The sequence below is a fragment of the Paraburkholderia sp. genome, assembly GCF_035501035.1.
Classification (GTDB): Bacteria; Pseudomonadota; Gammaproteobacteria; order Burkholderiales; family Burkholderiaceae; genus Paraburkholderia.
Map to the genome: position 1 here is coordinate 88,347 of NZ_DATJWR010000364.1, position 14,304 is coordinate 102,650.

Consider the following 14,304-nt stretch of genomic DNA (forward strand, 5'->3'; position numbering starts at 1 on the left):
CATATGTTCGTGTGCGCATGGAACCGTGCGTGATGCGTTACGCGGGGCTGGCGGCAGGATCTTCCAGCCTCACGACCAGCTTGCCGTCCACGGTCCGGACCGGGAACGTCTTGAGGCTCAGCCCGCCCGCTCCAGGCATGCAGCCGGTGCGCAGGTCAAAGCGCAGTCCGTGTGCCGGGCAGCGCAGCACGCACCCTTCCAGCTGGCCGTTTGCGAGCGAGGCCCCATTATGGGGGCAAGAGTTGTCGATCGCGTGTATCGTTCCCGCAACGTTGAACAGGACAATGCTGCGGCCATCGACGAAGGCCAGCTTGCGCTCGCCTGGCGCGATTTCGTCGACCATGGCGACTGCAACCTCACGTGCCATTCCCCTTCCCCTCGACTTCGTTTAGCCCGCCACGGCCAACGCCATGGCACTGGCAATCGCCACGGGCGAATAGACGCCCGAAAGCGAGTACCCCGCGTTGAACACGAAATACGGCACACCGCTCACCTGCGGGTCGGCATACGCCACGCGCTGGCCGGTAGGGTCCGCGAGGCGCCTGGTTGCGACCAGATGCGCCTTCAAACCTTCGTGCTCAAGACCACATTCGAGGCCAAGACGCTCCAGAATCTCGCAATCGCCAATGTTCTTGCCTTCCAGGAAATAGGCGGTCAGCAGGCGATCGATCAACGCCGCGACTTGCGCGCCATTGCCGCGGCTCGCCGCCAAGCTCACGAGGTCGTGCGCGGCTGCGGTATTGGGCAACACCTCGATCCGGTCGAAGGCGAACTCCACACCCGCATCCTGCCCTGCCCGCTGCACCTGCGCGCGCCTTGCGGCCACGGCTTCGGCGCTGCCCAGACGATCCCGATAGAACGCCTGATAAGGCATGCCGTCGAGCGGCGTCCACGGAAGCAATTGATGCGAGCGCCACTGCACCGACACGCGCACGTCGGGCCGCGAACTGGCGAAGCGCGAAATGGCCGAATCCAGATTGCGCTTGCCGATCAGGCACCACGGACAGATGAAATCGAAGAACGCCTCGATCTTCAGGACGGAACGCTCACCCGCGTCCCCGCTCGCCTGCGCGGCCCACTTTTGATCAGACAAGTTCATCGATCAGCGTCTCTGCCATGGGCCATGCGCCGAAACCCGCGGCGGGATTCAGGTGACCGACTTCGCCCAGGTCGACGAGGCGACTGCCCCAAGCCTTCGCCAGGACCTGCACGCGCTCGAAGCGCGCAAGGGGATCGTTGCGGCTCGCGCCGACGATGCTCGGGAAAGGCAACGGCTCGCGCGGAATCGCAAGCCAGCCGTTTTGCACCAGCGCATCGAAGGTTGGATAGCCCTGCGGCAACGGCGTTTCAAGGTCCGCCGGCGCAGCGAGCAGCGCGCCGTGAATCTTGCGGCCATGCCGCCGCGCCCAATGCACCGTGATCATCACGCCCGCGCTGTGCGCGACGAGGATAACGGGGCCATCGATCTTCGCGAGCGCGGCGTCGAGAGCAGCCACGCGCGCGGCGCAGCTGAGCTTGTCGTGTTCGAGCGGCGGCACCGAGGCCGCCTTGGGGAGCCGCGCTTGCAGCAGCGTTTGCCAGTGCTCCGCAACATGGTCGCGCAACCCCGGGACCATCAGTATGGTCGGTGTGGCTTTTGACGTCATTTGATCCGCTCTCCTGCCTGCTCAGTACGGCTTGTCACCAATAATGCCGGCGCGCTCCATCTTGCGGTGACACGGCGGGTAGTCCATCACGGCGTAGTGCTGCGTGCTGCGGTTGTCCCAGATCGCGATGCTGTTGGGCTTCCAGCGCCAGCGCACCTGGTACTCGGGAATGTAGGCCTGGCTCACGAGGTAGCGCAGCAGGTCGCCCGCACCCGGATTGGCGTCCTGCCCGAAGCGCACACGCTCCGGCGTGTGATAGTTCGTGAAGTGCGTCGTGAAGGCGTTCACGAACAGCACTTTCTCGCCGGTTTCCGGGTGCGTGCGCACGACCGGGTGCTCCGCATCCGGATACTGCGCCTTGAGCGCGAGGCGCTTCTCGATCGGCATGGCCGCGCCGAAGCTCGCCTCGATGCTGTGGCGCGCGCGCAGGTCCGCGATCTGCGTCTTGACGTGCTGCGGCAGCCTCTCGTAAGCGAGCACCATGTTCGCCCACATCGTGTCGCCGCCCACCGGCGGGCACTCCACGCAGCGCAGCACCGCGCCGAATTGTGGCGCCTCGCGCCACGTGGCGTCCGCATGCCACGCGTTCTCGTAGCGGTCGTTGGGCTGTTCCGGAGTCTTGTAGATACGCACGAGGCCCGGATGCTCGGGGTCGCTGCCCGCAACTGGATGGTCTTCGAGCTCGCCAAAACGCCGCGCAAATTCCACGTGCTCGGTGCGCGTGATGTTCTGGTCGCGCAGGAACAGCACGCGGTGCTGGAGCAGCGCCGCGCGAATCTCGGCGAAGAGGCTGTCGTCGTGAATGGCATCGGCGAGATTCACGCCGGTCAACTCGGCGCCAATGGCGTAGGTCAGTTGTTCGACTCGCATGCTGCTCTCCTCAAATGACGAAGACCGAAGAGCCCGTCGTCTTGCGCGCCTCGAGGTCGCGATGGGCCTGCACCGCTTCTTCCAGCGCATAGCGCTGATTCAGTTCGATCTTGATGCGGCCGGCGGCGACATGGCCGAACAGCTCGCTCGCGAGCGCGTCCTTCTCGGCGGGGTCGGCGATATAGTCCGCGAGCGCCGGGCGCGTGAGGTACAGCGAACCCTTCATCGCGAGGATCTGCGGATTGAACGGCGGGATCGGCCCGGAAGCGGTACCGACGCAAACCATCAGGCCGCGCCGCTTGAGCGAATCGAGCGAGGCCTCGAAGGTATCCTTGCCGACGCTGTCGAAGACCACATTCACGCCCACGCCGTTCGTGAGCTCGCGCACGCGTTTCGCCACGTCTTCGCGGCCGTAATAGATGATTTGGTCGCAACCGTGCGCGCGGGCGATCTCGCCCTTGGCCTCGTTCGACACCGTGCCGATCACCGTGAGACCCAGCAGCTTCGCCCATTGCGACACGATGAGGCCAACGCCACCCGCTGCCGCGTGCAGCAGAATCGTGTCGCCGGCCTTGAATTCATGAATGCGGCGCATCAGGTACGACGAGGTGAGACCTCGCATCGTCATGCCGGCAGCCGTTTCACACGAGATCGCATCGGGCAGCCTGATGAGCGGCGCCGCCGGAATCAGGCGTTCGGTGCTGTAGGCACCGAGCGTATTGATGAAGCCGGTATAGGTCACGCGATCACCCACCGCGACATTGGTCACTTCGGGGCCGATGGCCTCGACCACGCCCGCAGCCTCGACACCCATGCCCGCAGGCAGCGGCACCGGGTACAGGCCCGAGCGGAAGTACGTGTCGGCGAAATTCAGGCCCACTGCCTCATGGCGCAGACGGACCTGTCCGGGGCCGGGATCGCCCACTTCGACGCTCTCGTAGCGCAGGACCTCGGGACCGCCGGTTTCGTGGAAGCGCACTGCTTTCGCCATGTTGAATCTCCTATCCTTTACTCAAACTACTAATTCGTTTCGTTAGTGGCGAGACGGTTCGTCCCAGCCACGCGGAGTCATTGTCAGATCATTGTTGTTATTTACCGCGCCGCTTCTTCGCGCAGTGTGTTCACGCGAGCGAGATCGACGGCGTAATTGCGCTTGCCGATCAAGAACACGCCTGCCGCGACCAATGGTGCGAACGGCACCAGTTGCAACGCGCCGAGCAGCCCGATGCGGTCGGCCACGAAGCCCGTCAGCACGGCGGCGGGTGCGAGCCCCAGCAGGTTGTTCGACAGCGTGAGCGTGGCGAATGCCGACGCGTGGATCGACGGCGGCGTGAGGTTCGCCACCATCGCGCCCGAGGGACCTGCCGCGCCCGCGCAGAAGAACATCCCCGCGCCGATCAAGACGAGCTGCGCCATGCCCACAGGCACGCGCAAGCCGATCGCGAGCAGCGTGAAGCAGAGCAGGCAATACGCGATGGCGATGCTCCACTTCCTTTCGCCGACGTGCTTGCTGTAGCGGTCTGCCAGGTTCCCGCACACCACCATGCCGACACCCGTCACCAGCACGAACAACGCGGCGGTCACGGCGGCCTTGCCGGTGGCCATGCCGTAGTAGCGGTTCAGGAAGCTCGGCATCCAGCTCCACACGGCGGCCGGGACCAGCAGGTGCACACCGCTGCCAACGTACGCACACAGCACCGAGCGCGTGGAGAACAGCCCTTTCATAAGCGTGCGCAAGCTCGGGCACATACCTTGGCCTTGCGCGTCGCGGTTCAGGCTTGCCGGCTGCAGCGGCGCAATCCGCTTTTCGGTGACGACGACACGGTAGATCACGACCAGCACGATCCCCATGGCCGCCATCGCGCCAAACGCCGCGCGCCAGCCGAGATGAGCCGCCACCGCGCCGCCGAACGCCATGCCCAGCACCGAGCCGAACGCGCCGCCCGCCATGAAGGCGCCGGTAATGGTGGCGCGCAGCCGCACCGGAAAAATGCTCAGGACAACTGCGATACCAACACTGCCATAGGCAGCCTCGCCGATACCGACGAAGGCGCGCGCAAGCAGCATCTGGCCGTAGCTCGACGAGAGCGCGCAGCCGAGCGTCGCGAGGCTCCACATCGCCGCCATCAGGACGATGCTCTTCACACGGCCCCAGCGGTCCGCGAGCACCGAAAGCGGGAACGTGAGCACGCCGACCATCAGCGCAACCACACTGCTCAGCGAGCCGAGCCGCGTATCCGATAGCCCCCATGTGAGCTTGAGCAGCGGAAACACGGCATTCAACACCTGCCGCGACATGTAGTCCGAAAGCAGCAACCCGACGGTCAAGGCGAACACGACCCACGCATAGGCGCGCACATTCGTCTCTGTTGTTGCAAGTTCGCCCGCAGCGGGCTCGACATGCGTGGTCAGCATGGGTCGTCTCCTTTGCGTCCCGCTCTTTGGCGGGCGCTATTGGCTGCCAGAACATGCGCGGCCGATTATCGTTACCTTCGCGGCTCTCTCAAGCCTGCTGGCCAACACCCGGTTCGAAGCCCGGCATTCGCTCGAACGCGAGCCGGGCTCCTCGCCATTACGCCGCGCGCAACGGCAGGTTCTTCACGCCCGCCACGCGGTTCGGCGCCATGCCGTTGGCCGCGAGCGTCTCGTCGACCGTCTCGTACTGCACACCGATGCGGTAGATCTCGCGCGCTTCCTTGCCGGTCGCGATTTCGCGTCCCAGCTCGTGCGCCACGCGCACGCACTGCTCGATCTGCTGCACCGACGTGAAGCGGTTGCCGTGCTGGTCGATGATCGTGTCTTCGATGCCGCAGCGCGGATGCAGGCCCATGGCCATCGCCATCATGTTGAACGGCAGCACGTTCTTCAGCAGCGACTCGGCGGTGAGCGTGCAGCCATCGGGCGCACGATGCACGAAGTTGAAGAAGTTGAACGGGTTCGGGCCGTCGAAGCCGCCGCCAATGCCAATCCACGTCAGGTTGAGCGGCCCCTTGTACACGCCCTTGCGCACCAGGCGATCGAGCGTTTCGAGCGCGTGGATGCCCGTGAGCTGGAAGTGGGGCTGAATGCCCGAAGCCTGCAGGCGACGCAGGTGCTCCTCGACCCACGCCGGACCCGCCGGAACCGTCATTTCACTATAGGCGGCCATGAACGCGGGGTTGGACAGCGAAGTGCCTTCCAGGTATTCCGGATAGAGCAGCTCCATGATGTTCATCTGCGTGGTGTTGATCGCCACCGTCACCTGGTCCGGCTTCGGGTCGAGGTCGGCGAGCATGTGGCGCGTGTCGTCCGAGAGCCACTTCGCCGCCTCGCCTTCGTCTTCCGGCGCGAAAGAGATCGAGCCGCCCACCTGGATGATCATGTCGGGCACGGCGGCGCGCACGCCGGCGATCAGCTCGTTGAACTTCGAGAGGCGCTTGGAGCCCTTGCCGTCAAGCTCGCGCACGTGCAGGTGCAGGACGGTCGCACCCGCGTTGTAGCAGTCCACGGCCTTCTGGATCTGCTCTTCCATCGTCAACGGAATGTCTTCCGGGAAGTCCTCGGGCATCCATTCCGGGCCGTACGGAGCCGTCGTAATGACAACCTTGTCCTGGTTCTCGGGGTGCAGCGAGTCGTCGAGAAATTGCATCGTGTTCTCCAATATGGGTAACGGTATTCCCACGTTTCGCGACGCGGCCGGTCGCTTGAAATACCGCTCGGAACATGGCTGATCCGTTGAGATGCACGATACGGCAATCGTGCGCTACACTTTTCTGATTGCGCGCCATCGTTTTAGCTTTTCGCGCCACTCCGTGTTAACACCGGGTGCGCGCAAAAGGCGCATGGCCGGTAAGCGAAGCAATGCCAGCCTGGGGCATGAGGAGATACAACTATGGCGACGATGTTGCGGTCGGTATCGATGAGCGGCTATTTCGATGTGGCGCGGCGAGTTGGCGTGAACCCGGTCGAGCTTGCGCAGGAGGCCGGGGTCGATGCTGCGGCGCTCGCGAACCCCGACGACCGCATCCCGGCCGCCGCCGCCTGCCTGCTGCTGGAACGCACGGCCGAAAAGGCATCGTGCCCGACTTTCGCGCTGCAGATGGCCGAGACCCGGCAGAAGTTCGGCGTCGGCGTGATCAACGTCCTGCTTGCGCACAAGCGCACGCTGCGCGAAGTGCTACTCGCAGCCGCCGAATACCGGCATCTGTTGAACGAGGCGCTCGCGGTGTTCGTCGAGGACGCGGGCGAGACCGTCACCATCCGCGAGGAACTGGTCGTCGAACCGGGCATCCCCACGAATCAGGCCATTGAACTCGCGGTCGGTGTGCTCGCGCGCCACGCCAGCGCCCTGCTCGGCGAACACTGGAAACCGCGCGCCGTTCATTTCGTCCATCAAGGGCCACCAAGCCTCACGTTTCACCGGCGCTTCTTTGGCTGTCCGCTCGAATTCGGCAGTGACTTCAATGGCCTCGTGTGCTCGGCCGCCGATCTCGACTACCCGAACCCCGCCGCCGACCCGGAACTGGTGCGCTATGCCGAGAGCCTCGCCGATTCGCTCAACGTAACGGGCGCCGATTCCACCGCGCTCGAAGTGCGCAAGGCGATCTACCTGCTGCTGCCGCTCGAGCAAGCCAGCGTCGAGCAGGTAGCCGCGCATCTGCGTCTGAGCGTTCGCACCCTGCAGCGCCAGTTGGGGCTAGCCAACACGAGCTTCACTCGCCTCGTCGAGGAAGTACGCGGCGAACTCGCCGTACGCTACATGAGCAACCCGCGCTATCCGATAGGGCGCGTCTCCGCGCTGCTGGGCTATGCGCAGCAAGGCTCGTTCACGAACTGGTTCAGCACACGCTTTGGCATGACGCCGCGCGACTGGCGCAACAGCCATCTGAAATGACGGCGCCTCAGTAATCGCACCATCCCGGCGGGAACCTGGAACCGCCTCATGTTGCGTTCGCGCACGGGTTCTGGCGTCCTTTGCGTGAGCCGCAAGATGCGCCTGGAGCAGACTTGCCTTTGCATGCGCGGGAAGAACGTCATCTCGACCGGCCGCGCGGAATTGATCAGGACATCGGAACGTGTCCACTCGTTTACCCTCGCGTATTGACAGTGCAAACGGGAAGGTATCCTATTGAACCGCACAGAGCGAGCAGGTTCGTGCCGCCATCGATCCAATGTCAATAGGACTCTGGTCCGATTGCCAGCAAAGTGCGCTCGTCGGACTATACGTGTGGGCCTTCTCGCCTCGCCGGCCTCTAGAATGATCCGGATGCCGCTGGCGCTGCGCTCACGATGCAGTGCGCTCGCACGCGCTCGCCCCTTCACGTTGTCGCCATCCGTCTCGCAGCCAGGCTGAGCGAACGAATGGAAGGAACGGCCATGACTTCATGGATCAAACAACGCACGTACACAGTTTGCCTGCTCGTGCTCGCGTTGCTGTTAGCAGGCGCTCCTGCTGTGCACGCGCAAGATGCGCCACAGCCCGCCCCATACAAACCCGAGGAACTGGAAGCGCTCGTTGCGCCCATTGCGCTCTATCCCGACTCGGTGCTGGCCCAGGTGCTGATGGCTTCGACCTACCCGCTCGAAATCGTGCACGCGGCACGCTGGGTCAAGGAGCATCCGAAGGTGAAAGGCGATGCGGCTGTGAAGGCCGTACAGGACCAGACGTGGGACACGAGCGTGAAATCGCTCGTTGCGTTCCCGCAAGTGCTCGAGCCGATGAACGACAAGCTCGACTGGACGCAGAAGCTCGGCGACGCATTCCTCGCCCAGGAAAAGGACGTGCTTGCAGCGGTGCAGCGATTGCGTGCGCGCGCGCAGGAAGCGGGCAACCTCAAGTCGAATGAGCAGCAGAACGTCGTAGTCGAACCGCCGCCCGCGCAAGGCGGCCAGACCATCGTCAAAATCGAACCGGCGAACCCCCAGGTGATCTACGTGCCCGCGTACAACCCTACGGTCGTCTACGGCGCATGGAGCGCCCCGGCTTACCCGCCGTATTACTGGCCGCCGTATCCGGCGTACTATCCCGGCGGCGCGTTGATGACCGGTTTCGCCTGGGGGGTCGGCCTCGCCGCTGCAGGCGCGATCTTCAGCGACTGCAACTGGGGCGGCGGCGACGTCAACATCGACGTCGACAAGGCGAGGAACGTCAATCGCAACTTCGACAGCACGAAAGTCCAGGGCGGCAGATGGCAGCACGATGCGAGCCACCGCCAGGGCGTTGCGTACCGCGACAACGCCACACGGCAGAAGTTTGCGAACAACGCACCGGGCGCCGACGCGCGCCGAGACTATCGCGGCCGCACCGGCCAGGGAGGCGCGAGCGTTGCCGATCGTGCAGGCAACGGCAACCGCGCTGGCGGTGGTGCGGGCGGTCAGGGACTCGGCGGCGCGGACCGCGGGAACCAGGGCGGTCTCGGCAACCGCGGGGGCGCGGGCAACAACGCGGGTGTCAGTAATCGCGCAGACATCGGAAATAACGCCGGTGCTGGCAATCGTGGAAACGTCGGCAACAACGCGGGGGCCGGCAATCGCGCAAACGTGGGCAACAATGCCGGGGCGGGCAATCGCGCGAGCGTGGGCAACAATGCCGGCGTGAGCAATCGCGCGAGCGTGGGCAACAATGCCGGCGTCAGCAATCGCGCGAGCACGGCCGGTGGCGGGTACGGAGGCGGCGCTGGACGAGGCGGCGGCTACGCGGGGGGCGGCCGCGACAGCGCCTTCCAGGGCGTTGGCAGCGGCGCGGCCACCCAGCGCGACGCAAGCCGCGGACGCTCGAGCATGCAGTCGTCGGGATTCAACCGCCAAGGCGGCGGCGGCATGCGCGGCGGCGGCGGCGCTCGCGGCGGCAGGCGCTAGGGAGAATGGCCATGACAAAGCGATATCTTCTCCATGCGGCCGCATCGGCAGCGCTCGCGGCGGCCATCGCGCTCGCCACGCTCGCGCCGCTGCCAGCCGCTGCCGCCGGGCAAGCCGACTTCGCTTCGCCCGAAGCGGCCATGAACGCGTTCGGCGACGCCGTCGCCGACAACGACGAGTCCGAACTGAAAAACCTGCTCGGCGCCGACTTCCGCCAGCTAGTGCCGCCGGTCGGCGCAGAGATTCGGGAAAAGTTCCTGAGTGAATGGAAGATCTCTCACGCCATTCAGGAAAACGAAGCAAATCGTGCGGTAATCGCCGTGGGCGACGACGGCTGGACCTTCCCTATCCCGCTCGTCAAGACCGCTCAAGGATGGCATTTCGATATGCCTGCGGGCATCGAAGAAATGCGCGTGCGCCGCATAGGCCGCAACGAACTCGCCGTGATGCAGACGATGCTCGCGATTTACGACGCGCAACGCGAATATGCGTCGACCTATCACGATGGCAGCGACATGCTCGTCTATGCAAGCAAGCTCGCGAGTTCTCCGGGCAAGCAGGACGGGCTGTACTGGCCAACCGCTCCAGACGACGCGCCGAGCCCGCTCGGTGTCGCGTTCGCCACGGCCGGCGCGCGCAACGCCGCAAATGCCGGCTACTACGGTTACCACTACAAGTTGCTGACCTCCCAGGGCCCGCATGCGCCGGGCGGCGCCTATAACTACATGGTCCGCGACAAGCTGTTCGGCGGCTTCGGCGTGGTCGCCTGGCCGGTGCGCTACGGCGATACGGGCATCAAGACGTTCATGGTCAGTCACGATGGTCAGGTCTACGAGCGCGATCTCGGCCCAGATGGCGCCGCGAAGGCGTCAGCCATGACTTCCTTCGATCCGGGCCCCGGGTGGTCGAAGTCTTCGCCGTGACGCCATGCACGGGCCGTAGCTCGCCGATGCCGCGCCGGCGCCGTCAGCGCTTGCGCGCTGCGAGCGGGGAGCGGATCGCGTTCCGGTCGTTACGCTCGCCCCGTCACTGCCGCCGGCTCGATCGCCGGGCGCTGCGTCCTCAATCGGTCGCGCCGCCAACCGGTGCGTGGTCCGCGAGAATGGCGGCGGCAATGTCCGCGCTGATGGCGGCTAGCGCGCGGTCATGCGCTTTGACGAGTGCGCCGTAGTCGAGGCTCGCAACCGGTTCGTGTGCCACCGTGTGTCCCAGCGCCCTCGCGCGGTGACCGGGCGGCCGCACGACCCATTGCGCCTCGATCGTCACCGAGTCGCCCGGCACGCTGTCAAAGCGCATGACGTCCACTCGCACACGCCATGCCGGCGGCGTGCCCGCGCCCAGATCGACCGTCGAAACCCGCGCCGTGCCGAGCCGTTGCGCGAGGTCCGCGGCAATGACGCGCCCAATGTCCGACTTCAACGGCGCGGCCCAGCGGGCAAACTCGTTCATCTCGATCGTGTTGTCCGGATTGCGCGTCACGATCTGCGGGCGATCGACCATCTCAGGCACGGTGACAGGTCCGACAACGATATCCATCGTTGCAGCGGCCGTTGTGTCGCCTCGTGTGTCCCCCGGCGTGGCGCCAGTCGCGTCATCGGCGCGCAGCGCGTAGAACGTGGCCGCCGGCGACGAGCACCCGACCAGGCTCGCGATGGCCAGGATGCCCGCAATCGAAGCGGCGCAAACGGTATGCACAATCGCGCCCCGGCTCATGGCTTGCCTCCCGGCTTACCCTGTATCACGGCCTCGGGATGACGCTCGAGATAATCGGTAAGTATGCGCACGGATGCCGCGGTGCGGGCCAGTTCGCGCATGGCGTCGCTCGTGTTCTGCTGCAGTTGCGAGTCGGGCTGCAAGGCGTCGGTGGCGGAGTCGAGCGCCGATTGCGCGGCTGAAAGCGTATCGTGTGCCTGCGGTACGACATCGGTGCCAAGCCGTGCCATCACGTCGTTCGCGCTCTGCAGCGTGCGTTGCGCGCTCTTGCCGATCTGTTCGAACGGTATCGAGTTGAGCTTCGCGAGTAGCCGCGTGAGCGAATCCTGCAACGACTGCAGCGTGCGCGGCACGGTGGGCAGTTCGGGCGGCGCTCTCGACCAGTCGATTTTGGCCTTGGGCGCGTCCGGGAAGACATCGAACGCGACATATAACTGCCCCGTGAGCGGGTTTCCCGAACGCAGCTGGAACCGGAAGCCATTGGCCACCAGAAAATCGGCAAGCTCGTGCGGCGTTTCGCTGATGCGCCCACTAGGCTCTCGTCGGGTCTGATAGCGCGACGTGAAGCGCTCCGGATACAGGTTGATTTCGACAGGAATGCTGAACTGTCGCTTCGCCGGGTCGAAGCGCGTGTAGATGCGCTTCACTTCGCCGACCACGACCCCGCGAAAATCGACTGGCGCCCCCACGGTCAGCCCGCGCACCGAATCGAAGAAAGTCACGACATAGGTATCGACAATGCGGTCGCGCTCCTTCAAGGAGTCGGCATGCGTTGCATAGAGCTGGAATTTCGTGTCGGCATCGGCTGCGGTCGTTGCGCTGTCGCTAACGCCGCCTCCATCGCTATCGGGCGTTTCGAACGCCACGCCGCCGATCAGCAGCGAGACCACCGATTGCGTGTTGATCTGCACGCCGTCCGGGCTCAGCGACACGTCGAGTCCGCTCGCGTGCCAGAAACGCGTGTCGCTGCGCACGAAGCGATCATAGGGCGCGTTCACGAACACGTGCAGCGTCACGCCCTTGCCGTTCGGGTCCATCTCGTACGACGCGATCTGCCCCACCTGAAGGCGCCGGAAGAACACCGGCGAGCCGACATCGAGCGAACCCATGTCCACGCTCGTGAGCACGAACTCGCGCCCCGGAACGTCGCTCGGGAACACGGGCGGCACTTCGAGGCCCACGAAGTCACGGCGCGACTTGTTCGAATTCCCTTCGTCCATGCCGACATAGGAGCCCGAGATCAGCGTGCCGATCCCCGAAACGGTGCCGCCCGAAATGCGCGGGCGCACAACCCAGAAGCGCGTGTTCTCGACCAGCATGCTCGTCGCGTCCTTCACGATTTCACCCGTCGCGATCACGCGCTTGTGATCGTGCGAGAGCGTGACCGACTTCACCACACCAATGTCGACATCCTTGTATTTGATCTTCGTCTTGCCGGCTTCGAGGCCGTCGCCGGTCTTGAAGCTGATCGTGACGGTCGGCCCTTCCTCGAGAATCGCCTTCACCGCCAGCCACCCACCTATTAGCACCGCGACGATCGGCACGAGCCACACGATCTGCATGCGCCAGCGCGAACCCTGCACCGGCTTCGCCTCGGGAAGCGCCTCCAGCCCCTTTTCGTTACCCGGATCAGCCATCTTCGCGCTCCACGGCGTCCCAGATGAGACGCGGATCGAACACATTCGCCGCGAACATCGTGAGGATCACGACGGCGCCAAACGCAATCGCGGCGGGTCCCGCCTTGATCGTCGCGAGTGCCTTGAACTGCACCAGCGCAACCAGCATCGTGATCACGTAGATGTCGAGCATCGACCACCGGCCAATCAGCTCGATCAACCGGTAGATGCGGGTGCGCTGCCCGGGCAGCCATTTCGAGCCGCGTTGCGTCGACCACGCCAGATAGGAAAGCCCGAGGATCTTCACGATGGGCACGACGATGCTGGCGATGAACACAAGCAGCGCGAGCGGCCAGGAGCCCGACACCCACAGGTACACGACGCCGCTCATGATCGTGTCCTTCTGCGTGCCGAAGAGCGAACTCGTGTCCATAACAGGCAGCACGTTTGCCGGCACATACAGGGCGATCGCCGCCATGAGAAACGCCCACGTGCGCGAGAGGCTCGCGACCTTGCGCAGATGCAGCGCGCTGCCGCAGCGCGGGCAGACCACCGCATGCTCGCCCGCTGGCATGCGCGCGAGCAGTCCGCACGCGTGGCAATGCGCGATGCCGCATGCCGCGCCCGTGAGCGCACCCCGCGCGCGGGCGCGGTCAGTTCCGGGCGCTTCGGGCGGCTTCGCCAGCAGCGGCGCGCTCGCCACGCGCGACCAGAACTGCCGGGCGTCGAATGCCGCGCTCGCGCCCGCCAAGACCAGCATCAACGCGCTGAACGACCACAGCGCGACGCCTGCCACGACGGTTGCGATATGGGCCAGCTTCACGAGTGCGACCAGCAGCCCGAGTATCAGCACCTCGGTCATGCCCCAGGGCCGCGCGGCATACATCATGCGAAACAGCAGCGGCGCCTGCCGCGGTGTGCGGTTCAACGCCAGCGGCACGAGCAGGGCGAGCAGGCAAACGATCTGCAGGGCCGGCATGAGGATCGTCGTTGCGAACACCAGCGCCGCGATGGGCCACATGCCGTCGAGATAGAGGATTTCGACGGCATGCCAGAGCGTCGTGCGTACGATATTGCCGTTGACCGCGAGCCCGACGATCGGATACAGGTTCGAGATCACGAAGAGCACGAGCGCGCCCAGCCCAAAGGCGAGCGCGCGGCGCAGGCTTTCCGGCTGGTCGCGCTCCAGTTCGGCGCCGCAGCGCAGGCAGCGCAGCGTGCCTCGCGGCGGACATGGGCCGGCCCGCTGCATGAGATCGCAGTCGTGGCAGACGAGAAGCGCACCGCGTTTCATCGCGCGACCTCCACGGTGGCCGAGGCGTGAGCATCCAGGCCGAAGCGAATGGCATCCACAGGCGAGGCTCACCTCGCTCGAAGCTGCGCTCGAACCGACCCGCCTGCGCCTTTCGCACCACGGCCCGATGCGCGGCTATTTGTGGGGTGCTGCCTTCACGGATACGGCGAACGCCTCCGTATACACTGCCTCGACCTGATCGCCGACCTTGACGTTGGCAAGCTGCCCGGGATCGTCGACCTTCAGGTCCATGGTCCCGCCTTCGGGGCCCTGCAAGGTGACCGTTTTTGTTTTTTGATCGACGGCGACCACGTTTGCCGTGACCTTG

At 65.2% G+C, this 14,304-nt stretch carries 13 protein-coding genes and 1 pseudogene; 3 read left to right on the forward strand and 11 right to left on the reverse strand.

Annotation, left to right across the window (positions count from 1 at the left end; all coding sequences use genetic code 11):
* Window positions 1–37: 37 nt before the first annotated feature.
* The 7 genes from VMJ11_RS26810 to VMJ11_RS26840 form a co-directional block, all read right to left on the reverse strand.
* On the reverse strand, window positions 38–343 hold the full coding sequence (locus tag VMJ11_RS26810; protein ID WP_414694479.1) for a Rieske (2Fe-2S) protein: 306 nt from the start codon (window positions 341–343) through the stop codon (window positions 38–40).
* Window positions 344–388: 45 nt separating this feature from the next.
* On the reverse strand, window positions 389–1,099 hold the full coding sequence (locus VMJ11_RS26815) for a DsbA family oxidoreductase (protein WP_325623428.1): 711 nt from the start codon (window positions 1,097–1,099) through the stop codon (window positions 389–391).
* On the reverse strand, window positions 1,086–1,646 hold the full coding sequence (locus VMJ11_RS26820) for an RBBP9/YdeN family alpha/beta hydrolase (protein ID WP_325623430.1): 561 nt from the start codon (window positions 1,644–1,646) through the stop codon (window positions 1,086–1,088). Before VMJ11_RS26820 ends, VMJ11_RS26815 begins: the two co-directional genes overlap by 14 nt.
* Before the next feature lie 21 nt (window positions 1,647–1,667).
* A complete protein-coding gene (locus tag VMJ11_RS26825; protein ID WP_325623432.1) occupies window positions 1,668–2,516 on the reverse strand; it encodes a TauD/TfdA dioxygenase family protein in 849 nt (282 codons plus the stop codon).
* Between the two features lie 10 nt (window positions 2,517–2,526).
* Window positions 2,527–3,507, reverse strand: coding sequence for a quinone oxidoreductase (locus VMJ11_RS26830; RefSeq protein WP_325623434.1), 981 nt, complete (start codon window positions 3,505–3,507; stop codon window positions 2,527–2,529).
* Between the two features lie 101 nt (window positions 3,508–3,608).
* The gene (locus VMJ11_RS26835; protein WP_325623436.1) at window positions 3,609–4,931 is read right to left on the reverse strand and encodes an MFS transporter; all 1,323 of its coding nucleotides are present in this window, start codon (window positions 4,929–4,931) and stop codon (window positions 3,609–3,611) included.
* A gap of 157 nt (window positions 4,932–5,088) precedes the next feature.
* Entirely contained in the window at window positions 5,089–6,144 is a 1,056-nt protein-coding gene (locus VMJ11_RS26840) for a 3-keto-5-aminohexanoate cleavage protein (RefSeq protein WP_325623438.1), read from the reverse strand.
* Between the two features lie 243 nt (window positions 6,145–6,387).
* Between VMJ11_RS26840 and VMJ11_RS26845 the strand changes: the two genes are divergently transcribed.
* The 3 genes from VMJ11_RS26845 to VMJ11_RS26855 all read left to right on the forward strand — a co-directional run bounded on the left by VMJ11_RS26845 (window position 6,388) and on the right by VMJ11_RS26855 (window position 10,276).
* Window positions 6,388–7,389: an AraC family transcriptional regulator gene (locus VMJ11_RS26845; RefSeq protein WP_325623440.1), complete on the forward strand. Its 1,002-nt coding sequence runs from the start codon at window positions 6,388–6,390 to the stop codon at window positions 7,387–7,389.
* Between the two features lie 482 nt (window positions 7,390–7,871).
* Window positions 7,872–9,353 carry a DUF3300 domain-containing protein gene (locus tag VMJ11_RS26850; protein WP_325623442.1) on the forward strand — a complete coding sequence of 494 codons (1,482 nt, stop codon included), beginning with the start codon at window positions 7,872–7,874 and terminating at the stop codon, window positions 9,351–9,353.
* Window positions 9,354–9,364: 11 nt separating this feature from the next.
* On the forward strand, window positions 9,365–10,276 hold the full coding sequence (locus tag VMJ11_RS26855) for a DUF2950 domain-containing protein (protein ID WP_414694480.1): 912 nt from the start codon (window positions 9,365–9,367) through the stop codon (window positions 10,274–10,276).
* Between the two features lie 139 nt (window positions 10,277–10,415).
* Here VMJ11_RS26855 and VMJ11_RS26860 read toward each other — a convergent pair whose 3' ends face one another.
* From VMJ11_RS26860 to VMJ11_RS26875, 4 genes and pseudogenes are all read right to left on the reverse strand, one after another.
* Entirely contained in the window at window positions 10,416–11,066 is a 651-nt protein-coding gene (locus VMJ11_RS26860) for a PqiC family protein (protein WP_325623446.1), read from the reverse strand.
* On the reverse strand, window positions 11,063–12,703 hold the full coding sequence (locus VMJ11_RS26865) for an intermembrane transport protein PqiB (RefSeq protein ID WP_414694481.1): 1,641 nt from the start codon (window positions 12,701–12,703) through the stop codon (window positions 11,063–11,065). The genes VMJ11_RS26860 and VMJ11_RS26865 overlap by 4 nt, the downstream gene beginning before the upstream one ends.
* Window positions 12,696–13,976, reverse strand: a complete 1,281-nt coding sequence (locus VMJ11_RS26870; protein ID WP_325623448.1) for a paraquat-inducible protein A — start codon at window positions 13,974–13,976, stop codon at window positions 12,696–12,698. The genes VMJ11_RS26865 and VMJ11_RS26870 overlap by 8 nt, the downstream gene beginning before the upstream one ends.
* A gap of 135 nt (window positions 13,977–14,111) precedes the next feature.
* A pseudogene (locus VMJ11_RS26875) lies at window positions 14,112–14,304 on the reverse strand (copper-binding protein); the annotation flags it as partial.

Excerpts from the sequence above, each read along its gene's own strand:
- VMJ11_RS26835 (WP_325623436.1), bottom strand. The coding sequence starts at position 4,931 with ATGCTGACCACGCATGTCGAGCCCGCTGCGGGCGAACTTGCAACAACA.
- VMJ11_RS26810 (WP_414694479.1), bottom strand. The coding sequence starts at position 343 with ATGGTCGACGAAATCGCGCCAGGCGAGCGCAAGCTGGCCTTCGTCGAT.
- VMJ11_RS26825 (WP_325623432.1), bottom strand. The coding sequence starts at position 2,516 with ATGCGAGTCGAACAACTGACCTACGCCATTGGCGCCGAGTTGACCGGC.
- VMJ11_RS26855 (WP_414694480.1), top strand. The coding sequence starts at position 9,365 with ATGACAAAGCGATATCTTCTCCATGCGGCCGCATCGGCAGCGCTCGCG.
- VMJ11_RS26820 (WP_325623430.1), bottom strand. The coding sequence starts at position 1,646 with ATGACGTCAAAAGCCACACCGACCATACTGATGGTCCCGGGGTTGCGC.
- VMJ11_RS26845 (WP_325623440.1), top strand. The coding sequence starts at position 6,388 with ATGGCGACGATGTTGCGGTCGGTATCGATGAGCGGCTATTTCGATGTG.
- VMJ11_RS26830 (WP_325623434.1), bottom strand. The coding sequence starts at position 3,507 with ATGGCGAAAGCAGTGCGCTTCCACGAAACCGGCGGTCCCGAGGTCCTG.
- VMJ11_RS26870 (WP_325623448.1), bottom strand. The coding sequence starts at position 13,976 with ATGAAACGCGGTGCGCTTCTCGTCTGCCACGACTGCGATCTCATGCAG.
- VMJ11_RS26850 (WP_325623442.1), top strand. The coding sequence starts at position 7,872 with ATGACTTCATGGATCAAACAACGCACGTACACAGTTTGCCTGCTCGTG.
- VMJ11_RS26815 (WP_325623428.1), bottom strand. The coding sequence starts at position 1,099 with ATGAACTTGTCTGATCAAAAGTGGGCCGCGCAGGCGAGCGGGGACGCG.
- VMJ11_RS26860 (WP_325623446.1), bottom strand. The coding sequence starts at position 11,066 with ATGAGCCGGGGCGCGATTGTGCATACCGTTTGCGCCGCTTCGATTGCG.
- VMJ11_RS26865 (WP_414694481.1), bottom strand. The coding sequence starts at position 12,703 with ATGGCTGATCCGGGTAACGAAAAGGGGCTGGAGGCGCTTCCCGAGGCG.
- VMJ11_RS26840 (WP_325623438.1), bottom strand. The coding sequence starts at position 6,144 with ATGCAATTTCTCGACGACTCGCTGCACCCCGAGAACCAGGACAAGGTT.